The organism is Variovorax sp. (assembly GCF_965279555.1).
Lineage (GTDB): Bacteria > Pseudomonadota > Gammaproteobacteria > Burkholderiales > Burkholderiaceae_C > Variovorax.
Genome location: NZ_OZ257247.1, coordinates 3,261,809 through 3,282,029, shown reverse-complemented (window position 1 = coordinate 3,282,029; position 20,221 = coordinate 3,261,809). Strand labels below are relative to the sequence as shown.

21 protein-coding genes are annotated in these 20,221 nt (G+C 68.3%); 9 read left to right on the top strand and 12 right to left on the bottom strand.

The features are described from left to right. Nucleotides 1–54: 54 nt before the first annotated feature. The 4 genes from ACQY8B_RS15625 to ACQY8B_RS15610 all read left to right on the top strand — a co-directional run bounded on the left by ACQY8B_RS15625 (nt 55) and on the right by ACQY8B_RS15610 (nt 4,165). The gene (locus ACQY8B_RS15625) at nt 55–612 is read left to right on the top strand and encodes an OmpA family protein (protein WP_422087543.1); all 558 of its coding nucleotides are present in this window, start codon (nt 55–57) and stop codon (nt 610–612) included. Nucleotides 613–809: 197 nt separating this feature from the next. Then, a complete protein-coding gene (gene edd / locus ACQY8B_RS15620) occupies nt 810–2,639 on the top strand; it encodes a phosphogluconate dehydratase (protein ID WP_422087542.1) in 1,830 nt (609 codons plus the stop codon). A gap of 159 nt (nt 2,640–2,798) precedes the next feature. Beyond that, nucleotides 2,799–3,434 (top strand): bifunctional 4-hydroxy-2-oxoglutarate aldolase/2-dehydro-3-deoxy-phosphogluconate aldolase, encoded by a 636-nt coding sequence (eda, locus tag ACQY8B_RS15615; protein WP_422087541.1) that lies wholly within the window; start codon nt 2,799–2,801, stop codon nt 3,432–3,434. 2 nt (nt 3,435–3,436) lie between these two features. Next, nucleotides 3,437–4,165, top strand: a complete 729-nt coding sequence (locus tag ACQY8B_RS15610; RefSeq protein ID WP_422087540.1) for a haloacid dehalogenase type II — start codon at nt 3,437–3,439, stop codon at nt 4,163–4,165. Here ACQY8B_RS15610 and ACQY8B_RS15605 read toward each other — a convergent pair whose 3' ends face one another. From ACQY8B_RS15605 to ACQY8B_RS15575, 7 genes are all read right to left on the bottom strand, one after another. After that, nucleotides 4,166–4,723 (bottom strand): DUF1697 domain-containing protein, encoded by a 558-nt coding sequence (locus ACQY8B_RS15605; protein ID WP_422087539.1) that lies wholly within the window; start codon nt 4,721–4,723, stop codon nt 4,166–4,168. A 19-nt stretch (nt 4,724–4,742) separates the two neighbouring features. Continuing rightward, a complete protein-coding gene (gloA, locus tag ACQY8B_RS15600) occupies nt 4,743–5,156 on the bottom strand; it encodes a lactoylglutathione lyase (RefSeq protein WP_422087538.1) in 414 nt (137 codons plus the stop codon). A 61-nt stretch (nt 5,157–5,217) separates the two neighbouring features. Further along, nucleotides 5,218–5,898 carry a glutathione S-transferase family protein gene (locus ACQY8B_RS15595; RefSeq protein ID WP_422087537.1) on the bottom strand — a complete coding sequence of 227 codons (681 nt, stop codon included), beginning with the start codon at nt 5,896–5,898 and terminating at the stop codon, nt 5,218–5,220. A 102-nt stretch (nt 5,899–6,000) separates the two neighbouring features. Then, nucleotides 6,001–6,687, bottom strand: coding sequence for an ABC transporter ATP-binding protein (locus ACQY8B_RS15590; RefSeq protein WP_422087536.1), 687 nt, complete (start codon nt 6,685–6,687; stop codon nt 6,001–6,003). Further along, nucleotides 6,684–8,360, bottom strand: coding sequence for an ABC transporter permease (locus ACQY8B_RS15585; RefSeq protein ID WP_422087535.1), 1,677 nt, complete (start codon nt 8,358–8,360; stop codon nt 6,684–6,686). Before ACQY8B_RS15585 ends, ACQY8B_RS15590 begins: the two co-directional genes overlap by 4 nt. A gap of 145 nt (nt 8,361–8,505) precedes the next feature. Further along, nucleotides 8,506–9,570 (bottom strand): Fe(3+) ABC transporter substrate-binding protein, encoded by a 1,065-nt coding sequence (locus tag ACQY8B_RS15580; RefSeq protein WP_422087534.1) that lies wholly within the window; start codon nt 9,568–9,570, stop codon nt 8,506–8,508. A 160-nt stretch (nt 9,571–9,730) separates the two neighbouring features. Further along, nucleotides 9,731–10,279 carry a PaaI family thioesterase gene (locus ACQY8B_RS15575; protein ID WP_422087533.1) on the bottom strand — a complete coding sequence of 183 codons (549 nt, stop codon included), beginning with the start codon at nt 10,277–10,279 and terminating at the stop codon, nt 9,731–9,733. 75 nt (nt 10,280–10,354) lie between these two features. On the opposite strand from ACQY8B_RS15575, the gene ACQY8B_RS15570 reads away from it, so the two are divergent. From ACQY8B_RS15570 to ACQY8B_RS15555, 4 genes are all read left to right on the top strand, one after another. Further along, nucleotides 10,355–10,810, top strand: coding sequence for a MarR family winged helix-turn-helix transcriptional regulator (locus ACQY8B_RS15570; protein WP_422087532.1), 456 nt, complete (start codon nt 10,355–10,357; stop codon nt 10,808–10,810). 102 nt (nt 10,811–10,912) lie between these two features. Next, on the top strand, nt 10,913–12,235 hold the full coding sequence (locus ACQY8B_RS15565; RefSeq protein ID WP_422087531.1) for an MFS transporter: 1,323 nt from the start codon (nt 10,913–10,915) through the stop codon (nt 12,233–12,235). A 23-nt stretch (nt 12,236–12,258) separates the two neighbouring features. Next, nucleotides 12,259–13,680 carry an MATE family efflux transporter gene (locus tag ACQY8B_RS15560; RefSeq protein WP_422087530.1) on the top strand — a complete coding sequence of 474 codons (1,422 nt, stop codon included), beginning with the start codon at nt 12,259–12,261 and terminating at the stop codon, nt 13,678–13,680. Between the two features lie 44 nt (nt 13,681–13,724). Then, nucleotides 13,725–14,435, top strand: a complete 711-nt coding sequence (locus ACQY8B_RS15555; RefSeq protein WP_422087529.1) for an SDR family oxidoreductase — start codon at nt 13,725–13,727, stop codon at nt 14,433–14,435. Between the two features lie 12 nt (nt 14,436–14,447). Here the strand turns inward: ACQY8B_RS15555 and ACQY8B_RS15550 are convergent, their stop codons facing one another. The 5 genes from ACQY8B_RS15550 to ACQY8B_RS15530 all read right to left on the bottom strand — a co-directional run bounded on the left by ACQY8B_RS15550 (nt 14,448) and on the right by ACQY8B_RS15530 (nt 19,288). Beyond that, nucleotides 14,448–14,765, bottom strand: coding sequence for a hypothetical protein (locus ACQY8B_RS15550; protein WP_422087528.1), 318 nt, complete (start codon nt 14,763–14,765; stop codon nt 14,448–14,450). Nucleotides 14,766–14,913: 148 nt separating this feature from the next. Then, entirely contained in the window at nt 14,914–15,651 is a 738-nt protein-coding gene (locus ACQY8B_RS15545) for an aldolase (RefSeq protein ID WP_422087527.1), read from the bottom strand. A gap of 38 nt (nt 15,652–15,689) precedes the next feature. After that, nucleotides 15,690–16,331, bottom strand: coding sequence for a 2-dehydro-3-deoxy-6-phosphogalactonate aldolase (locus tag ACQY8B_RS15540; protein ID WP_422087526.1), 642 nt, complete (start codon nt 16,329–16,331; stop codon nt 15,690–15,692). After that, the gene (locus ACQY8B_RS15535) at nt 16,328–17,239 is read right to left on the bottom strand and encodes a 2-dehydro-3-deoxygalactonokinase (protein ID WP_422087525.1); all 912 of its coding nucleotides are present in this window, start codon (nt 17,237–17,239) and stop codon (nt 16,328–16,330) included. Before ACQY8B_RS15535 ends, ACQY8B_RS15540 begins: the two co-directional genes overlap by 4 nt. Nucleotides 17,240–17,551: 312 nt before the next feature. After that, complete coding sequence (locus ACQY8B_RS15530) at nt 17,552–19,288, bottom strand: IlvD/Edd family dehydratase (protein WP_422087524.1); 1,737 nt, start codon at nt 19,286–19,288, stop codon at nt 17,552–17,554. A gap of 149 nt (nt 19,289–19,437) precedes the next feature. Here ACQY8B_RS15530 and ACQY8B_RS15525 point away from each other — a divergent pair, with 149 nt between their 5' ends. Next, entirely contained in the window at nt 19,438–20,181 is a 744-nt protein-coding gene (locus ACQY8B_RS15525) for a FadR/GntR family transcriptional regulator (protein ID WP_422087523.1), read from the top strand. The last annotated feature ends 40 nt before the right edge of the window (nt 20,182–20,221 follow it).

Here is a 20,221-nt window from a genome sequence, read left to right as displayed (position 1 = left end):
ATGGTTCACCGCACCATTATTTACCGTCCCCTTTCCTACGGAGCAAGACCCGCAATGAGCGAAGACGACAGCCAGCAAAATTTCATCCTCGGCTTCCTGATGGCGTTGATCGCTCTCGTGATCTTCTTCGTGATCGGCATCGTGCTCTGGCACAAGTCGCACAACCCGGCCACCGCGCTGGCCGGCGCCAAGCCGCCGGCGGTGGTGATCTCGGCACCCGCGCCCGGCGCGGAGCCCAAGCTGGCCGAAGTGACCGAAACCGTCACGGTCACGATCCCCGACGGCGCCAGCATCCGCGTGGTCAACGGTGTGGTGAACTTCTACTTCGCAACCGGCAGCGCCGACCTGGCGCCCGGGGCCGCCGAGGCGCTGGCTGCGGTCATCAAGGGCGTGGAAAGCGGCCGCAAGGCGGTGATCTCCGGCTTCCACGACACCACTGGCGACACCGCCATCAACGAACAGCTCGCCAGGAAGCGGGCCGAAATGGTGCGCGACGTGCTCGTGGGCCTGGGCGTTCCGGCCGCCAAGGTCGACCTGCAGAAGCCCGCGGTCACGGCCGGCACGGGCAACAACGCGGAAGCGCGCCGCGTCGAGGTCAAGCTGGTCGACTGACCGCCTTGCCGCCTTCGCAAGCCAAAGATAGCCCGGTCCGCCGGGCTTTTTTCATGCGCGCCGCCTCGTGGGGCATGACTGAGTAAATTCGTATCGTCCGGCGCCCTGATTTCATCAGCCCGCGGCGCCCGGCTTGGTACCATGGGCCTCCAGGCCCACAGTCGCCCCGGCGACACGCAGCAAGAGCCAATATCCCCATGAGCAGCAGCACACACCCCACTGTCCGCGACGTCACCGATCGCATCCGCGAGCGCAGCCATGGGCCGCGCAGCGCCTACCTCGCCCAACTGGCCGAGATCCGCAACCGAGACCGCGGCTCCGACCGCATGGGCTGCGCCAACGTGGCGCACGCCGTGGCCGGCATCCCGGCCAACGACAAATTCCGCGTGGTGGCCGAACGCGCGCCCAACATCGGCATCGTCACCGCCTACAACGACATGCTCTCGGCCCACGCGCCGTACCAGGGCTACCCCGACATCATCAAGCAGGAGGCCCGCCGCCTCGGTGCCACCGCCCAGGTGGCCGGCGGCGTGCCGGCCATGTGCGACGGCGTCACCCAGGGCACGCCCGGCATGGAGCTGAGCCTGTTCAGCCGCGACGTGATCGCCATGGGCACCGCCATCGCGCTCACCCACGACATGTTCGACGCCGCGCTGATGCTCGGCGTGTGCGACAAGATCGTGCCGGGCCTGCTGATCGGCGCCTTGCACTTCGGCCACCTGCCGACGGTGTTCGTGCCTGCCGGCCCCATGCCTTCGGGCCTGTCGAACGGCGCCAAGTCGAAGGTGCGGGAGCAGGCGGCGCAGGGGCTCGTCGGCCGCCAGGGGCTGCTCGACGCCGAAATGGCGGCCTATCACACGCAGGGCACCTGCACCTTCTACGGCACCGCCAACAGCAACCAGATGCTGCTGGAGGCCATGGGCCTGCACGTGCCCGGCACGGCCTTCATCCAGCCGGGCGACGCGATGCGCGAAACGCTCACGCGCGAGGCTGTGCGCACGGTGCTGGGCAAGGCCGGCGACGCCGCCTTCCAGTGCCCGCCCATCGGCGAGATGGTCGACGAGCGCTGCATCGTCAACGCCATGGTCGCGCTGCTGGCCACGGGCGGATCCACCAACCACCTGATCCACTGGGTGGCCGTGGCGCGCGCGGCCGGCATCGTGATCGACTGGGACGACTTCTCCAGGCTCTCCGACATCATTCCGCTGCTGACCCGCGTGTACCCCAACGGCAGCGCCGACGTGAACGAATTCCAGGCGGCCGGCGGCCCCGGCTTCGTGATCGGCGAACTGGTGGACGCGGGCCTGATGCACGGCGACGTGCTCACCGTGCGCGCCGGCGGCATCCGTGAATTCGCCAACGTGCCCGAGCTTGACGGCGAGCAACTGCGCTGGACCTCTGCCGCGCCGTCGAAGAACGACGCCGTCGCGCGGCCGGTGAGCAGCCCCTTCAGCGCCACCGGCGGCTTGAAGCTGCTGAGCGGCAACCTCGGCCGCAGCGTCATCAAGGTGTCCTCGGTGCCGGACGACCGCCATGTCATCGAGGCGCCCGCGCGCGTGTTCGACTCGCAGGCGGCGCTGCACAAGGCCTTCACCGCTGGCGAGCTGGAGCGCGACGTGGTCTGCGTGGTGCGCTGGCAGGGCCCGCAGGCCAACGGCATGCCCGAGCTGCACAAGCTCACGCCGCCGCTGTCGGTGCTGCAGGGCAAGGGATTCCGCGTGGCGCTGGTCACCGACGGCCGCATGAGCGGCGCGTCGGGCAAGATTCCGGCCGCCATCCACGTATCGCCCGAAGCGGCCTCCGGCGGCCCGCTCGCCAAGGTGCGCGACGGCGACCTGATCCGGCTGGACTCGGTGGCGGGTACGCTCGCCGTGTTGCTGCCCGAAGACGAATGGGCCGCGCGCGAAATCGCGACGCTGCCCGAAGCACAGCGCATCGCCGACGGACGCGGCCTCGGCCGCGAACTGTTCGCCGGCATGCGCAGAAACGCATTGACTGCTGAAGAAGGAGCCTGCTCATGGCTGTGATCAGGCTCGCCCCCAGGCTGCGCGCACTTCGTGTCGCTTCGCCCGCCCCCTGCCGAGGGCAACACCAGCGGCCCGGCAAAGCCGTTTCCGCGGTGTTTCTGGAATCGAGCCCTGCGCAGTTCGAGGCTGCGGGCTGTACGAAACATATGGAGCCATGAGATGACAGAAAAACTCACCCCTCTCGACGTGATGCGCGACGCACCCGTCATTCCGGTCATCGTGCTGAACGACGTGAAAGACGCGGTTCCGCTCGCGCGCGCCCTGGTGGCCGGCGGCATCCGCATGCTCGAGGTCACGCTGCGCACGCCGCAGGCGCTGCAGTGCATCGAGGCCATCGCCAAGGAAGTGCCCGAGGCCGTGGCCGGCGCGGGCACCATCCGCAGCGCGGCCGATGCGCAGGCGTCGGCGCTGGCCGGCGCGAAGTTCGGCGTGAGCCCGGGCTATACGCGTTCCGTCGGCAAGGCCTGCCATGACATCGGCCTGCCGCTCCTGCCCGGCGTGGCCACCGGCAGCGAGATCATGACCGCGCAGGAAGACGGCTACACCCAGCTGAAGTTCTTCCCCGCGCTCCAGGCCGGCGGCCTGCCGATGCTCAAGGCATGGCAAGGCCCGTTCGGCGACGTCACCTTCTGCCCCACGGGCGGCATCCACGCGGGCAATGCGGCCGAGTTCCTCGCGCTGTCGAACGTGGCCTGCGTGGGCGGTTCGTGGATCGTGCCGGCCGACGCGATCCGCGACGGCGACTGGGCCCGCATCGAGCAGCTGGCACGCGCCGCGAGCCAGCTGCCGCGCTGACCATGCGCGCCGGGTTCGACGCGAGCGACCTCAAGGTCATCGCGTTCGACGTCTTCGGCACGGTGGTCGACTGGCACAGCGGCATTGCGGCCGAGGCCGAAAGCGCGCTGCCGGGTGTCGATGGCGCCGCCTTCGCGCTGGCCTGGCGTGCGGGCTATCAGCCCGCAATGAAGGCCGTGATGGAGCGGATCGCCGCGGGCGAGGGCGGCTTCACGCTGCTCGACGAGCTGCACCTGAGCATGCTCGAGCAGGTGCTGCACGATTTCAGCCTGGCCGACCGTCTCGACACCGCCGCCAAGCGCGACCTGAGCCGCGCCTGGCACCGGCTGCCAGCGTGGCCCGATTCGGTAGCCGGGCTCACGCGGCTCAAGAAAAAGTTCACCATCTGCACCTTGTCGAACGGCAACATCGGCCTGCTCACCGAAATGGCCAAGCGCGCCGGCCTGCCCTGGGACTGCGTGCTGTCGGCCGAGGTGTTCAAGGCCTACAAGCCCGACCCGCGCACCTACCTGGGCGTGGCGGGCGTGTTCGACGCCACGCCCGGCCAGGTGATGCTGGCCGCGGCGCACCACGACGACCTGGCCGCCGCGCGCACCTGCGGGCTGAAGACCGCGTACATCGAGCGCCCGCATGAGTTCGGCCGCGCCAGGCCGAAGGACGTGTCGCCGCAGCCGGACAACAACCTGCATGCGCGCGACATCGACGAACTGGCCGATCTGCTGGGCTGCTGATCAGTCCGTGAGCAGTTTCTCCACCGTGCGCAGGTTGCGCGAGGTGGTGCTCGATTTGTAGCGGGTCTTCGCCAGCAGCTTGGCGACCGGCGTGTCGGTGCTTTCGCCGCGCGGGCATTCCCAGTACAGCACGCCCTTGCCGCGCTTCAGGCGCTCGACCTTGGCGTCGACGGTGCCGGCTTTCTCGATGATCTCGTCGAGCATGGCGGCGTCGGAGCCGAACACGAGGTACGGGTGGCGCTCTTCGTCGATGCGCTCGAAGGGGTAGCCCGCGGCCATGTCGGCCACGGCTTTCTGCGTGAGCAGCACGATCCAGGCGTCGTAGCCGAAGCGCTTGCGCAGGGCCTGCTCGATGCGGGTGCGCAGTGCGCCGGCGTCGCTTTCGTCGGTGTCGAACAGCACATTGCCGCTGGCGAGCACGGTGCGCACCGCGCCGAAGCCCAGTTCGACGAACAGCGCTTTCAGGTCGGCGCTCTTGATCGTGATGCCGTTGACGTTCACGCCGCGCAGCAGCGCGACATGGCGGGTCGTGCTTGTCGCCTTCTTCGTGCCTGGCATGGAGCAGCCCCGCCCGGGTTCAGCGCAGGCCGCCGCCGGCGGCGCCTTCGTCGCGCTGGATCAGCTCGATCTTGTAGCCGTCGGGGTCCGTCACGAAGGCAATGACGGTGGTGCCGCCCTTGACCGGACCGGCTTCGCGTGTGACGTTGCCGCCCGCCGCCTTGATCTTTTCGCAGGCCGCGTAGGCGTCGGGCACGCCGAGCGCGATGTGGCCGTAGGCGGTGCCGAGTTCGTAGCTCTCGGTGCCCCAGTTGTAGGTCAGCTCGATCTCTGCCTGATCGGGGTTGCCCCTGCCGTAGCCGATGAAGGCGAGGCTGTATTTGTATTCGGGGTTTTCCGATGTGCGCAGCAGGTTCATGCCGAGCACCTTGGTGTAGAAGTCGATGGAGCGCTGGAGGTTGCCGACGCGCAGCATGGTGTGAAGAAGTCGCATCTCGTGGTGCCTTGTAGTTATGAAAGGGGAGGCCGCTATTGTCGGCTTCCGCGCGTGGCGATCAAGCCGCCAGGGTCAGCAGGTGGGCCTGGTGCTTGCGCAGGAAGGCCATGAGGTGCTGCGGATATTCGGGCACCACCGCATCGCGCACGCTGGGGCGAGCCGCGAGTGCCTGTCGCCATGCGTTGAGCCTGGGCTTGCCATCGAACACGCGCGAGTCGCTGATCGCGTCGAACACCTCGAAGTAGCGGAACACCGGCGCAAACACCGCGTCGACCAGGCTGAAGCTGGCGCCCGCGAAGTAGGGGCCTTCACCGAGCGTGGCTTCGACGCGTTCGAACTTGGCCGCGAGCGCAAGGCGCTTCTGTTCGAACACGGCGGCGTCCTGCGTGGTCTCGTAGCCCCAGAGATCGGCGAGGATGGCCGATCCGAACTCCATCCACGCGCGATGTTCGGCGCGTGTGAGCGGGTCTTCGGGGTGCAGGCGTGCGCCGGGCTGTGTTTCTTCGAGGTACTCGCAGATCACGTTGCTCTCGAACAGCACCGCCTCGGAGCCGTCGGGCTGGCGCACTTTCAGCAGCGGCACCTTGCCCAGCGGCGAGATGTCGAGAAACCACTGGGGCTTGTTCGCGAGGTCGATCACGACGCGCTCGAAGGGCACGCCTTTTTCATGCAGCGCGATCGCGGCGCGCTGGACGTACGGGCACAGCAGATGGCTGACGAGGGTGAGTGTGGGGGACATGGGGCTTTCCGTTCTCGAAAAGGATGTTTCGGATCGCCGCGATTCTTGCGGGGCCGAACAACCTTTTCCCGAAAAGCCCATTCGGAAAAAGACGCCCTTGTGCTAAGCCGCCGCAGTGCCTTGCCAGTGCGTGATGCGCCCGCCATGCATCACGCCGATGCGGTCGGCCATGGCATGCGCCTCGGCCTCGTTGTGCGTCACCAGAATCGCGGTCTGGCCCGCCTGCTTCAGGATGCCGCGCACCTGTGCAGTAAGGCGCTCGCGTGTGCCGCCGTCGAGGTTGGAAAAAGGCTCGTCGAGCAGCAGCAGGGCGGGCGATGGCGCGAGCGCGCGGGCCAGCGCGATGCGTTGCTGCTGGCCGCCAGAAAGCTCGTGCGGATAGCGCTCCGCGGCATCTGCCAAGCCGACCAGCGCGAGCATCTCGGCCACCCGCTCGTGCTGCGTGTTGCGCGGCAGGCGGCGCAGCCCGAAGGCCACGTTCCTGGCGGCCGACAGGTGCGGGAACAGCGCGTATTCCTGGAACATCATGCCCACGCGGCGTTGCTCGGGCGGCAGGTGAGTCTGGCCGGACGACAGCAATGTTTCGCCCAGGCGTATGGTGCCGCCGCGCACCGGCTCGAAGCCCGCGATGGCGCGCAGCACCGTGGTCTTGCCGCAGCCCGAGGGGCCGAACAGGCAGGCGATGTCGCCCGCGTCCAGCGCGAGCGAGAAGCCGTCGACCACGGTGTGCGGGCCGCGCGGCGTATCGTAGGCGAGCCTTAGCGAATCGAGGTGCAGCGAAGAACTCATGGCGTATCCGGACTGAAAGTGGCGGTGGGCGTGCCCAATTGGTTGCGCGCCAGCAGCACCACCGGCAGCAGGCCGGCCAGCACGATGGCGAGCGCGGCAATCGCGCCTTCTTCGTAGGTGCCGCGCGCGGCCTCGGCGTAGAGCCAGGTGGCGAGGGTGTCGAAATTGGCGGGCCGCAGCAGCAGCGTGGCGGGCAGCTCTTTCATTGCGTCGACGAACACCAGCAGCGCACTGGCCGCCAGCGCGGGGCGCAGCAGCGGCAGGTGCACGCGGCGCAGCGTGCCGCCGGTGGTTTCACCGAGCAGCCGGGAGGCCTGTTCGATGGCTGGGGGAATGCGCGAAAGACCGGCCTCGATGCCGCCCACCGGCATTGCCAGGAAGCGGATCGTGCAGGCCACCACCAGCACCACGCCCGCGGCCATCAACGGCAGGCCCTGCCAGCCGAAGGCCGTGGCCAGCGCCGCGTCGAAAGCCAGTGCGGGTGTCAGCAGCCCGATGGCGAGCACCGTGCCCGGCACCGCATAGCCCAGCGTGGCGACGCGCGCCTGCCAGCGCGCACGGTTGATGCCGGAGCCCTGCGCGCGCGCGGTCCATGCGACCACCAGCCCCGCGGCCACGGCCGCCACGGTAACGCCCGCCGCCAGAGCCAGCGTGTTGCCCAGGCTGGCGAGCAGGCCCTGCGAAATGCCGCCGCCCTGGCGCAGCCGCTTGGCACTTTCCCAGACGAGGTACAGGGCCGGAGCCACGAAGCCGATCAACACCGGCAGTGCAGCGGCAGCGGTCGCAGCCCAGGCCGCGCCTCCGCGCAGACGGCGCGGCTGCACGGCGCGCATGCGTTGCGCCGAGCCGAAGCGCTGGTGCCGGCGGCCGTTGCGTTCGAGCCAGACCAGCGCCACCACCATGAACAGCATGGCGCATGCAATCTGCGCGGCGCCCGCGAGGTCGGAGCGCGTGATCCATGTGGTGTAGACCGCTACCGTGAGCGTGTTGACGCCGAGGAATTCGGAGGCGCCGATGTCGTTGAGCGTTTCGAGCAGCGCCAGGCTCAGGCCCACGGCCAGCGCCGGTCGTGCCAGCGGCAGCGCCACGCGGAAGAATGCGCCGCGCCGGTTCTCGCCGAGCATGCGCGCGGCTTCCATCAGATGGGCCGGCTGCGTCATGAACATCGCGCGCGCCGTCATGTAGACGTAGGGGTACAGCACGAAGCCCAGCACGAAGATCGCGCCCGGCATGGAACGCAGGTCAGGCAGGCGGAACTGGCGCGGGCTGTCGAAGCCCAGCATCCAGCGGATGGCGCCCTGCACCGGGCCGATGGGGTGCAGCAGGTCGAGGTAGGCGAAGGCGACGATGTACGTCGGCATCGCCAGCGGCAGCAGCAGCGCCCAGTGCAGCACGCCGCGCCCGGGAAAGTCGTGCGCCGTCACAAGCCATGCGCAGCCGGTGCCGATCAGCAGCACCAGCGTGCCGACACCGGCCAGCAGCAGGGCAGTGTTGAGCGCCGCCTGCGGCAGCACGTGCGCAAACAGCGGCCCCCAATGCCCGACGCCCGAGCCGAACGCGATCCACGCGAGCGAGAGCACCGGCGCGAGCACGCCGACGGCGATCAGGAGCGACGCGCAGCGCCAAGCCGGGCCCGCGGCGTGCAGGCCTCCATACCGATCGACGATGTTCATGCGAAAAACAGGGCGCCCATTACGCGCGCCTCTGCTTCAGCGAGGAACACCGTGGAACCGGCTTTGCCGGGCCAACGGTGTTGCCCCCGGTAGGGGGTTGGCGAAGGCGACACGCAGTGCGCCGCAGCCTGGGGGCGAGCCAACGCTACTGGTCGAAGCCGACCTTGTCGACCAGCGCGCTGGCCTGCTTGCGGTACTTGGCGATCTCGGTCAGCGGCAGCGGATCGACCTTCAGCTCGCCGATGGTCTGGCCGATGATCGGGTCGAGCGCCACGCCCTTGCGCACCGGGTATTCGTAGTTGGCCTGCGCGTAGAGCGCCTGGGCCGGTTCCGACACCAGGAACTCGAGCAGCTTGACCGCGTTGGCGCGCTGCGGCGCGTTCTTTGCCACGGCCGCGCCGCTGATGTTGACGTGCGTGCCGCCGCTCTTGGCGTTGGCGAAGGTCGGGCGGATGACCTTGATGGCGTCGCCCCACTTGCGCGCGTCGGTGCCTTCCTTGGCGCTCTTCATCTGGCCGACGTAGTACGAGTTGGCCAGGCCGACATCGCAGATGCCGCCCAGGATGTCGCGCGCCACGTCGCGGTCGCCGCCGGTGGCCTTGCGCGCCAGGTTGGCCTTGACGCCGCGCAGCCACTGCTCGGCCTTGGCTTCGCCGTCATGCGCGATCAGCGAGGCGACCAGCGCGGTGTTGTAGGGATGCTGGCCGGCGCGGATGCAGACCTTGCCCTTGTACTTCGGGTTGGCCAGGTCTTCGTAGCGGAAGCTGGTGATCGGCAGGCTCTTGTCCGCGTAGAGCACGCGGGCGCGCATGGAGAGCGAGAACCACTGGCCGTCGGCGCCGCGCAGGTTGGCGGGAATGGCCGATTCGAGCGCGGCCGACTTCACAGGCTGCGTCACGCCGCCGTCCACCAGGTCCATGAGGTTGCCGATGTCCACCGTCATCAGCACGTCGGCCGGCGAGCGTGCGCCTTCGGCCTTTACTCGCTCCAGCAGGCCGTCCTTCACGAACACGGTGTTGACCTTGATGTTGCTCTGCGCGCTGAAGGCCGAGATGAGCGGCTGGATCAACGCCGGCTCGCGCGTCGTGTAGAGCGTGAGTTCGTCGGTGGCGGCTTGTGCGGGCAGGGCGGCAACGGCCAGCCAGGCGGCGCTGGCGCCGAACAGTGCGCGCGCGGCGCGGCCTCGGACGCTTTTGCGTTCGGTGAACATGAAGAAATCCTCCGGGAAACGGCTGTGAAATATTCTGGAAACGCCGCCGCCTGTTGCTTTGGCAACGGCGGCGATGAGAATAATTATCACTGGGCCTGCTAAGGCCGACGCCTTTGGACTTACAGGTCGAAGGCCTACTCCGATTCCGGGCAGGTCGGGGTCAGCGCGCCGGCGGGATCTCGAAGACCAGGCAGGTGGTCGTGGCGTGCGCATACAGCGTGCCGTCGGGTCCGTACAACCGCGCTTCGGCGGTGGCCAGTTGCTTGCCGCAATGAATCACCTTGCCCTCGGCGCGCACGCGCTGCACCTTGGGCGTGAGGCCCTTCACGTAGTTCACGCCCAGCTCGGCGGTCGTGTAGCCCCGGCCGGGCGGCATCATGGTGTGCACCGAGCAGCCCAGTGCGGAGTCGAGCATGGTCGCGACCCAGCCGCCGTGGATGGTGCCCAGCGGATTCAGGTGCTGCGGCAGCGGCGTGCCCTGGAAGATGGCCACGCCGGCGCGCACTTCCACGATCGTGAACTCCAGCGTCTTGGCGATGGCCGCGTAGGGAATCTCGCCGGCCAGCATCGCCTGCATCACTTCGAGGCCGGTCTTGCCCGCGATCTGCTCGGGGCGGGCGAGGCCGGGGCCGGGGCCCGCGTCGAGGCGCTCGGTGATGCGGCGTTCTTCGGCGATCCAGCCTTCGAGCTGGTTGGGGTTCTGTGTCATGCCTGTGTTCCTTCTGGGGGCTTTGCCGGGTGGTGTTGATTGCATATGCAATAGTTGCACATACAATAATATCCCATGGACACACCCACCAAGCCACGCGGCTGCACCAGCTTCAAGGTGCGCCAGCTGTCGCGCCGCCTTTCGCAGCACTACGACGCCGAGGTTTCGCAAAGCGGCCTCAAGACCACGCAGTACTCGCTGCTGTCGAACCTGGCCCGCCTCGGCCCCTGCCGCCCGGTGGACCTGGCTGCCGAACTCAAGATGACCGCCTCCACCCTGAGCCGCAACCTGCAGCCGCTGATCGCCGCGGGCTTCGTGGCGCAGACCGCGGGCGCCGATGCGCGTAGCCGGCTGGTGCAAGTCACGCCCGAGGGCGAGGCCAAGCGGCGCGAGGCCCTGGGCCACTGGAAGACCGCGCAGCAGAAGCTCAATGCGCTGCTGGGCGTGGAGCGCGTGCTGGCGCTGCACCTGCTGATCGACGAGTCGATGGAACTGCTGGGCGCCGACGACGCACCCGACGCCGACGACTGACCCCGCCACCCACCGCTTTCCCACGCCTTCACATCACGCGCACGGCCGCGCGCTGCCCCGTTTTCTTCGTCCTCCACATCGCATTCCAACATCCGAGGTCCCATGTTCGCCAACCAAGTTTCCGCATGGCTGCAGCGCCGCGGCATCCACTACGGCTGGATCGTCGCCGCCATCACCTTCCTGACCATGCTGACCATGTCGGCTGCGCTGGGCCTGCCGGGCGCCATGCTCAAGCCGCTCGGCCAGGAATTCGGCTGGAGCACCGAGCAGATCTCCTCGGCGCTCGCGCTGCGCTTCGCGCTGTTCGGCCTGATGGGGCCGTTCGCCGCGGTGCTCATGGAACGCTACGGCCTGCGCGCAGTCATCTGCACCGGCCTCGCCCTGGTGGGCCTGGGCATGGCGCTCGTCACCATGGCTTCGCAGCTATGGCAGCTGTTCGTGCTGTGGAGCCTGATGCTGGGCCTGGGCACCGGCATGACCGCGCTGGTGCTTGGCGCGGTGGTGGCCAACCGCTGGTTCGTGGCGCGGCGCGGCCTCGTCATCGGCATGCTCACGGCCAGTTCGGCCACGGGGCAACTGGCGTTCCTGCCGTTCGCGGCCTGGATGATCGAGCACTGGGGCTGGCGCTCGGCCATCGTGCCGATCGTGATCGGCAGCATCCTCATCGGCCTGCTCGCGCTGTGCCTGATGCGCAACCGTCCGTCCGACATCGGCCTGCTGCCCTATGGTGAAAAGCCCGGCACTCAACCGGCGGCGCCCGCCGCCGCAGCGCCCGCCATGAACTTCGCCACGCCGTTCCGCGTGCTGAAGGAAGTCTCGACCAACCGCACCTTCTGGATCCTGGCGGGCACTTTTTTCATCTGCGGCCTGAGCACCAACGGCCTGGTGCAGACGCACTTCATCTCGCTGTGCGGCGACAACGGCATGGGCGCCGTGCCCGCCGCGTCGGTGCTGGCGATGATGGGCGCCTTCGACTTCGTCGGCACCATCCTCTCGGGCTGGCTGTCGGACCGCTATGACAACCGCAAGCTGCTGTTCTGGTACTACGGCCTGCGCGGTCTGTCGCTGTTCTGGCTGCCGCATTCGGAGTTCACCATCTACGGCCTGGGCATCTTCGCGATGTTCTACGGCCTCGACTGGATCGCCACCGTGCCGCCCACTGTCAAGCTCGCGGGCGCTGCCTTCGGTCCCGCCAAGGTGGGCCTGGTGTTCGGCTGGGTCTTTGCCGCCCACCAGTTGGGCGCCGCCACGGCAGCCTATGGCGCCGGCTTCGCACGCACGCTGCTGCTGACCTACACCCCGGCGCTGTACGCGGCCGGCGCGGCCTGCCTGGTGGCCGCGTTGATCGTGCTGATGATCCGCCGCCCGGCCGCCAAGGCCGGCAACCCGGGCACCCCCGTGACGCCCGCCGCGGCACGCGCCTGACCCGAACCCATCGAGGCCCCGCCATGACCGCTTCAGGCAACACCGCCGATCTCGACCCACGCACCCGCCGCCTGCTCGAGGCGCCCATCGTTCCCACGCTGCTGCGCCTGGCCGCGCCCAACGTGCTGGTGATGGTGGCGCAGGCCTGCGTCGGCCTGATCGAAACCTACTTCGTCGGCAAGCTCGGCACCGACGCGCTCGCGGGCATGGCGCTCGTGTTCCCCATCGTCATGCTGATGCAGATGACCTCCAGCGGCGCGATGGGCGGCGGCATTGCCTCGTCCATCGCCCGTGCGCTGGGTGCGCGGCGCCGCGCCGATGCCGATGCGCTGGTGTGGCATGCCATCGTCATCGCACTGGGCTTCGGCCTGTGCTTCACGCTTGCGCTGATACTGGGCGGGCGCTGGCTCTACGGGATCATGGGCGGCACTGGCGCGGCGCTCGAAGCCGCTCTCACTTACTCGCACTGGGTGTTCTCGGGCGCTGTGCTGGTGTGGCTGTTCAACTCGCTGTCGGCCATCATCCGCGGCACCGGCAACATGTCGGTGCCGGCCAACGTGACGGTGGTGGGCGTGGTGTTCCTGATTCCGGCGTCGCCGCTGCTGATCTTCGGCATCGGTCCGCTGCCGGGCATGGGCATCGCCGGCGGCGCGATGGCGCTGCTGCTGTATTACCTGCTGGGCTCCATTGCGCTCATCGTCTATCTGCGCTCGCCGCGCAGCCTGCTGCGGCCCACGCTGGCCGCGCTCAAGCTGCGCTGGCCGCTGTTCCGCGACATCCTGCGCATCGGGCTGGTGGGCGCGGTGTCCACTGTGGCCACCAATCTGTCGATCGGCATCGCGACCGCGCTCACCGGGCATTTCGGCTCGGGCGCGCTGGCCGGCTACGGCACGGCCTCGCGACTCGAATATTTGTTGGTGCCGCTGGTGTTCGGCCTGGGCGCGCCGCTGGTCGCGATGGTCGGCACCTGCATGGGCGCGGGCCAGCGCGAACGCGCGCTGCGCGCCACCTGGGCCGGCGCGGCACTGGCCTTCGCGCTGACCGAGACCATCGGCCTGGTGGCGGCGCTGTTCCCGCGTCCGTGGCTGCTGCTGTTCGGCAACGACCCTGCAATGCTCGAGACCGGCGCGCACTATCTGCGCGTGGTTGGGCCGCTCTACGGCTTCTTCGGTGTGGGGCTGGTGCTGTATTTCGCGTCGCAGGGCGCGGGCCGGCTGCTGTGGCCGATGCTCGGCAACATCGCGCGTCTGGTGGTGGCGGGCACCGGCGGCTGGCTGGCGCTGAGCTGGGGCGTCGGGCTCACAGGCGTGTTCGCTGCACAGGGCACCGCGCTGGCGGTGTACGGCATCGTCACTGCGTCGGCCATCGCAGGCGGTGCCTGGTTCGGCCGTGTGGGCTGGCCGCGCACCACCAACGGCTTGCTGCGCCGCATGGCGCAGGCCTGAGGCCTCAATTTGACAAATCTCTCAATCAACCCCAAAGGCACATCATGCAGATCAAGGACTCCGTCGTTTTCATTACCGGCGCCAATCGCGGCCTCGGCCTCGCTTTTGCGAAGGCAGCACTGGCGGCGGGCGCGCGCAAGGTCTATGGCGCGGCGCGCGACCCCAGCTCCGTCACGCTGCCCGGCGTGACGCCGGTGGCGCTCGACGTGACGCAGCCCGCGCAAATCGAGGCGGCCGTGCGCGCCTGCGGCGACGTGTCGCTGCTGGTCAACAACGCCGGGATTTCGCGCGGCTCCAGTCTGCTGGGTTCGCCCGATGCGATGGCTGCGGCGCGCGCGGAATTCGAAACGAATTTCTTCGGTCCCTGGGCCGTGACACAGGCTTTCGCGCCGGTGCTCGCGGCCAACGGCGGTGGCGCCGTGATCAACGTGCTGTCGGCCCTGAGCTGGACCACCTTCCCGAGCGTGGCGACCTACAGCGCGACCAAGTCGGCCGCATGGTCGCTGAGCAACGGGCTGCGCAACGAATTGGCGGGGCAGGGCACGCAGGTCACGAGCCTGCACGTAGCCTTCATGGACACCGACATGGCCGCGCACGTGCCCGGTGCCAAGGCTTCGCCCGACGACGTGGCGCGGCAGGCGCTGGAGGGTGTGGAAACCGGCAAGGCCGAGGTGCTGGCCGACGCGGTCACGCGCCAGCTCAAGCAGGGCCTGTCGAGCGACGCGCCGCCCTATGCCGCGGCGCCTGCCCGATAGAGGCTCGCGGCCTCAGTAGCGGTACGGGTTGTTTGGCCGGCGGTCGTAGCGGTTGGGCACGCCGTCGCCGTCGTTGTCGCGGCGGCCGTGGCGACGGTCGTCCCAGCGGCGGTCGCGGTAGTAGCGATCACCACCGTGGTAGTGGCGCGGGCCGTGGTAGTAGCGCGGCGGGGGCGGCGGTGCGTAGTAGCGCGGACGCGGCGGAGGCGGCGGCACGACGTAGACCTGTGCCTGGATGAAGCTGCCGCCAGGCTGTGCCTGGGCCGGCGCGGTGAATGCGGCCAGCGACAGCAAGGCCGCTGCACCGAATGCCAAAGTAAGCTTTTTCATCTCTGATCCCCATCTTTGTGTTCGAGTCCTCATCCTCGCTGCTTTTTGTTAATTTCTTGTAAGGCTGGAGCGAAATCCGATGAAGAGCTGTAACCCGTGCGCGTAGGACGCGGCACCAGCCGGGCACCAAACTGAAGCAGCTTGGCGCTCAGCCGCGCGGCGCCGGCAGCATGCGGCGCAGCGCCTCGAAGAACAGGTCCGACTGCTCGCGTTCGCCCTGGATCTGCGCCGCCACGTGCGCGGCCAGCTTCGGATCGACCGGCGCCAGCGGCCGGCCGGTCGATTGCGCGATCACCTGGTGCAGGCAGGCCCGCTCGAGGTAGTAGAGATCGTCGTAGGCATGGGCGATGGTCCCGCCCGCCACGATCACGCCGTGGTTCGCCAGAAAGGCCACGTCCTTTCCCGACATCGCGCGGGCGATGCGCTCGCCCTCGGCGTCGTCCAGCGCCAGGCCGTTGTACTCGGCATCGATCGCGATGCGGTTCATGTAGCGCATCGCGTTCTGGCTCGAGGTCGGGTCGAGCGCGCGGTCGACCGTGATCGTGAGCGCCGTGGCGTAGGGCATGTGGCAGTGCAGCACCACCGCATGGCCGGTGAGCCGGTGCACCGCGCCGTGGATGAACAGGGCGGTGGGCTCCACGCGGTGGCGGCCGGCGAGCACTTCGCCGTGCACGTCGATCAGCACGATGTCGTCGGGACCGATCTCGCTCCAGTGCAGCCCGCGCGGGTTGATGAGGTAGCGGTCTTGCGCGCCCGGCAGCATCACGCTGAAGTGGTTGCAGACGCCTTCGGACAGCCCGTGGTGGGCGGCGGCGCGAAGGGCAAGTGCGAGGTCTTCGCGCAGCTTGCGCACGGCGGGGCTGGCGTAGTCGGAATCGGCGGACATCGTGCGAGTCTCTCCTGGTTCTTGTGGGTTGGCCGGTGTCAGGCCTGGATCACTCCGGTCCAGGCCGCGATGAATTTCTTCGCGTCTTCGCACACTGCCGAGGCCTGCTTGCCCGGCTTGTAGAGCGCGGAGCCGATGCCGAAGCCGGCCGCGCCGCCCGCCCGCCATTCGGCCATGTTCATGGGCGTGATGCCGCCCACGGGCATCACCGGCGTGCCGGCCGGCAGCACCGCCAGCAGCGCCTTCACCACGGCGGGCGATGCCAGTTCGGCCGGGAACAGCTTGAGCCCCGTGGCGCCGGCCGCGAGCGCACCGAAGGCTTCGGTGGGCGTCATCACGCCCGGCAGGCAGACCATGCCGAGCCGCGCGGCTTCGGCGATGACATCGGCGTTGTAGTTGGGCGAGACGATCAGCTCGCCGCCGGCCGCGTGCACGTCGCGCACCTGCTGGGCGCCGAGCACCGTGCCGGCGCCAACCAGCGCCTGCGGAAAGCGCTTGCGCATCAGCGCGATGCTCTCCAGCGGTTGCGGCGAGTTGAGCGGCACTTCGAGCAGCCGGAAGCCGGGCTCGACGATGGCGTCGCCGACATCCGCGGCCTCGGCGGGCGTGAGGCCGCGCAGGATCGCCACCAGGGGCAACTCGCGCATCGCGGCGTTGAATTTTTCGAGGGGAGTGGTCATGCGGCTGCAGTTCTGTCGGTGTCGAGAAAGCCGGACAGCGCGTGCAGTCCGGCCCAGGTGGCTTCCGCGCCCAGCGTGCGCGTGGTGACGCCGGTGGCGCGCAGCGCGAGCGTGTAGCGCTGGGTGAGGGCGGGCGAGCCGATCAGCACCACTTCGCCGACCGCCTGCAGCGATTGCGTGCGCAGCTCTTCGCCTATCAGCAGGCCCGAAAGGTAACTTGCAAGCTCCTGCTTCGGCATGCGCTCGAACAGCGCCAGCGTGCGCGCGCCGAAGGCGTTGTGCAGCAGGCCGTGGCCGTTTTCGCAGAGGGTCACGCCTTCGAGGAAAGCGGCTTCGTCGAGCGGCGCCGACGCGTCGAGCGTGCGCGCGAGGATCGAGTGCTGGCTCAGCAGCGCATAGAACTCGCCCGTCATGTAGGTGCGAAAGCCCGCCACGCGGCCCTTCTTGACCGTGGCCCACTTGTTGTGGGTGCCGGGCAGCACGAAGACGCCGTCGTCCAGTCCGGTGATAGACATGGCGCCGAAGATCTGTACTTCTTCGCCGCGCATCACGTCGGGCACGCCGTCATGCTCGTCGCTCAGGCCGGGAACGATCGCGATGCGCGCACCGGGAATGGCGTCGATGTCGATGATCTTGCGGCCCACTTCGACGCGGCCCGCCGGGCAGGCGCAGTAGGGTGCCTCGACCCAGCCCTGCTTGCTGCCGGCCATGCCGGAGATCAGGCAGCGGGTGCCTTCGGTCCGCATCCAGTCGCCGAACAGCGTCTCGAAGACTTCGGGAAATCCGCCTTCAGGCACGGTGAGGATGCCGCGCGCGTCGCTGCGTTCTTCCAGCACCTTGCCGTCGGTATCCAGCAAGGCGCCGCGCAGGGAGCTTGTGCCCCAGTCGATGGCTACCAGTCTCTTCATTTGTCCTTGTCTGTCTTGTCGTGTTTTGGTTCAGGGCGTGCGCACAGGCCACCGGGTACTCCCCTCCGCGAATGTCCCCCGGCCTTCGGCCTCCTCCTTTATTTCGCTGCGGGGAGCACCCGGCGCCCTGTGCACAACGAGCGCTGCCGTTGTGCCGTTCGATCAAGGACCGTTCTGTCCAACGATCACGACGGCGGGGTGCCTTGCGCAGCGAAATAAAGGAGGAGGCCGCAGGCCGGGGGACATTCGCGGAGCAAGGCACCCCGTCGGCGTGAGCGCGCCCCGAACAACAACCAGCCTGAATCCTAGTGGCTAGTGATTGTCGCGCGGCACGAAAGACCCGCGACGCCCACGCAGGAACGCCAGGTCGGCCCCCTGGTCGGCCTGCAGCACCGTGTCGACGTACAGCTTCCAGTACCCCGAATCCAGCGGTGCCTTGGGCGCAACCCACTTTTCGCGCCGCTTCGCCAGCTCTTCGTCGCTCACATGCAGATGCAGCCTGCGGTTCGGCACGTCGAGTTCGACGATGTCGCCGTCCTGCACCAGTGCCAGCGGCCCGCCGGCCGCAGCCTCGGGCGCCGTGTGCAGCACCACCGTGCCATAGGCCGTGCCGCTCATGCGTGCGTCGCTGATGCGGACCATGTCGGTGATGCCCTTGCGCAGCACCTTCGGCGGCAGCGGCATGTTGCCCGCCTCTGCCATGCCGGGGTAGCCCTTGGGTCCGCAGTTCTTGAGCACCATGATGCAGTGCTCGTCGATGTCCAGGTTCTCGTCGTCGATGCGCTTGTGCAGGTCTTCGGCACTCTCGAACACCACCGCGCGGCCCTTGTGCACCAGCAGCTCGGGCGTGGCCGCGCTGGGCTTGATGATCGCGCCGTTGGGCGCGAGGTTGCCGCGCAGCACGCAGATGCCGGCCTTGTCCTTGAAGGGCTCGGCCTGAGTGCGGATGACCTGCGGGTTGAAGTTCTCGGCGTCCTTCACGTTCTCCCACACGCTCTGGCCGGTGACGGTGAGGATGTCCTTGTGCAGGTGGTCGGCGATTTCCTTGATGACCACCGGCAGGCCGCCCGCGTAGCAGAAGTCTTCCATCAGGTACTGGCCCGATGGCTGCAGGTTCACCAGGCATGGCAGCTCGGCGGCAAGGCGGTCGAAGTCGTCGAGCGTGAGGTCGACACCCATGCGGCCCGCAATGGCCAGCAGATGGATCACGAAGTTGGTGGAGCCGCCGATGGCCGCGTTGACCTTGATCGCGTTTTCGATGGCCTGGCGCGTGAGGATCTTCGACATGTTCATGTCTTCATGCACCATGCCGACGATGCGCCGGCCCGCCTGCCGTGCGAGCACGTTGCGGCGGCCGTCCACGGCGGGGTAGGCCGCATTGCCCGGCAGGCCGATGCCCAGCGACTCGACCATGCTGGCCATGGTGCTCGCGGTGCCCATCGTCATGCAGTGGCCGTGGCTGCGGTGCATGCAGCTTTCGGCCTCGAAGAATTCCTGCAGCTTGAGCGTGCCTGCGCGCACCTGCTCGCTCATTTGCCACACGCCGGTGCCGGAGCCCAGCTCCTGGCCGCGCCACTTGCCCGAAAGCATCGGGCCGCCCGACACGCCGATGGTCGGCAGGTCGACGCTGGCCGCGCCCATCATGAGAGCCGGCGTTGTCTTGTCGCAGCCCATGAGCAGCACCACGCCGTCGAGCGGGTTGCCGCGAATGCTTTCTTCAACGTCCATGCTCGCGAGGTTGCGATACAGCATGGCGGTGGGGCGCAGCAGTGTTTCGCCGAGCGACATCACCGGGAACTCGAGCGGGAAGCCGCCCGCTTCGTACACGCCGATCTTCACCTGCTCTGCGAGCGTGCGGAAGTGCGAGTTGCAGGGCGTGAGTTCGCTGAATGTGTTGCAGATGCCGATGACCGGGCGACCGTCGAACTGGTCGTGCGGCACGCCCTTGCCCTTCATCCAGCTTCTGTAGATGAAGCCGTCGCGGTCGTTGCGGCCGAACCATTGCTGGCTGCGAAGTTCGCCGGGTTTCTTCTTGGGGATTGTGCTCATGGGGTTTGTCTCCGAGTACCGTTTTTGTGGTGACAAACCTCAGGGTTTGTCCTGCCGGGCTGCAGTTTCAATCATCATATGATAAGCGCGGAGAGCCTGCCAGAGCCTCTGTTTTTTGGATTGGCGGGATACCGGAATTCACATCGCACATGATCAAGAACATCCACGGTCGAACGCTCGAGCTGCTCGGTGAAGCCGTGGTGTCGGGGCGTTACGCCATCGGTGCTTCGATCCCCGCCGAGCCCATGCTCGGCGAGGAACTCGGTGTGAGCCGCACCGTGGTGCGCGAGGCCATCAAGTCGCTGGCGGCCAAGGGCCTCATCGTCACCGGGCCGAAGGTCGGCACGCGTGTGCTGCCCAAGGACAAGTGGAACTGGTTCGACCCCGACGTCATCACCTGGCAGGCGCGGGCAGGCCTCACGCCCGAGTTCCTGCGCGACCTGCAGGACCTGCGCCGCGTGGTCGAGCCCGCGGCCGTGCGGCTCGCGGCGGAACGTGCGAGCGACAAGGACATCGAGGAGATCGAAGCCGCCTATGCGGGCATGAAAGAGGCGGTGGAGAACGGCGGCGACTACGTCACCTTCGACCTGCGCTTTCACAACGGCCTGCTCGCAGCTGCCGGCAACCGCATGATTTCGCAGATGAGCAAGGTGCTCAACGCGCTGCTGCGCACCAGCTTCGAGATATCGACCACCAAGCCCGACGGTCCCGCGCTGTCGCTGCCGTTGCATCGCGCGGTGCTCGACGCCGTGATCGCGCACGACCCCGCGAAGGCCGAGCTGGCCATCATCAGGCTCATCGACGGCGCGCGGCAGGACATCGATGACGTGCTCGCCTCGCGACGGCGCCTGCCACGCCTGAGCCGGCCGCCGCCAAGGCTCAAGGCCAGCTAGCAGCTTCGGCGCCGACCACGCGTTTTCCCGCAGTTCGCAT

Bases quoted from the DNA above. Each gene is read 5' to 3' on its own strand.
- ACQY8B_RS15625 (WP_422087543.1), top strand. From the start codon at position 55: ATGAGCGAAGACGACAGCCAGCAAAATTTCATCCTCGGCTTCCTGATG.
- edd (WP_422087542.1), top strand. From the start codon at position 810: ATGAGCAGCAGCACACACCCCACTGTCCGCGACGTCACCGATCGCATC.
- eda (WP_422087541.1), top strand. From the start codon at position 2,799: ATGACAGAAAAACTCACCCCTCTCGACGTGATGCGCGACGCACCCGTC.
- ACQY8B_RS15610 (WP_422087540.1), top strand. From the start codon at position 3,437: ATGCGCGCCGGGTTCGACGCGAGCGACCTCAAGGTCATCGCGTTCGAC.
- ACQY8B_RS15605 (WP_422087539.1), bottom strand. From the start codon at position 4,723: ATGCCAGGCACGAAGAAGGCGACAAGCACGACCCGCCATGTCGCGCTG.
- gloA (WP_422087538.1), bottom strand. From the start codon at position 5,156: ATGCGACTTCTTCACACCATGCTGCGCGTCGGCAACCTCCAGCGCTCC.
- ACQY8B_RS15595 (WP_422087537.1), bottom strand. From the start codon at position 5,898: ATGTCCCCCACACTCACCCTCGTCAGCCATCTGCTGTGCCCGTACGTC.
- ACQY8B_RS15590 (WP_422087536.1), bottom strand. From the start codon at position 6,687: ATGAGTTCTTCGCTGCACCTCGATTCGCTAAGGCTCGCCTACGATACG.
- ACQY8B_RS15585 (WP_422087535.1), bottom strand. From the start codon at position 8,360: ATGAACATCGTCGATCGGTATGGAGGCCTGCACGCCGCGGGCCCGGCT.
- ACQY8B_RS15580 (WP_422087534.1), bottom strand. From the start codon at position 9,570: ATGTTCACCGAACGCAAAAGCGTCCGAGGCCGCGCCGCGCGCGCACTG.
- ACQY8B_RS15575 (WP_422087533.1), bottom strand. From the start codon at position 10,279: ATGACACAGAACCCCAACCAGCTCGAAGGCTGGATCGCCGAAGAACGC.
- ACQY8B_RS15570 (WP_422087532.1), top strand. From the start codon at position 10,355: ATGGACACACCCACCAAGCCACGCGGCTGCACCAGCTTCAAGGTGCGC.
- ACQY8B_RS15565 (WP_422087531.1), top strand. From the start codon at position 10,913: ATGTTCGCCAACCAAGTTTCCGCATGGCTGCAGCGCCGCGGCATCCAC.
- ACQY8B_RS15560 (WP_422087530.1), top strand. From the start codon at position 12,259: ATGACCGCTTCAGGCAACACCGCCGATCTCGACCCACGCACCCGCCGC.
- ACQY8B_RS15555 (WP_422087529.1), top strand. From the start codon at position 13,725: ATGCAGATCAAGGACTCCGTCGTTTTCATTACCGGCGCCAATCGCGGC.
- ACQY8B_RS15550 (WP_422087528.1), bottom strand. From the start codon at position 14,765: ATGAAAAAGCTTACTTTGGCATTCGGTGCAGCGGCCTTGCTGTCGCTG.
- ACQY8B_RS15545 (WP_422087527.1), bottom strand. From the start codon at position 15,651: ATGTCCGCCGATTCCGACTACGCCAGCCCCGCCGTGCGCAAGCTGCGC.
- ACQY8B_RS15540 (WP_422087526.1), bottom strand. From the start codon at position 16,331: ATGACCACTCCCCTCGAAAAATTCAACGCCGCGATGCGCGAGTTGCCC.
- ACQY8B_RS15535 (WP_422087525.1), bottom strand. From the start codon at position 17,239: ATGAAGAGACTGGTAGCCATCGACTGGGGCACAAGCTCCCTGCGCGGC.
- ACQY8B_RS15530 (WP_422087524.1), bottom strand. From the start codon at position 19,288: ATGAGCACAATCCCCAAGAAGAAACCCGGCGAACTTCGCAGCCAGCAA.
- ACQY8B_RS15525 (WP_422087523.1), top strand. From the start codon at position 19,438: ATGATCAAGAACATCCACGGTCGAACGCTCGAGCTGCTCGGTGAAGCC.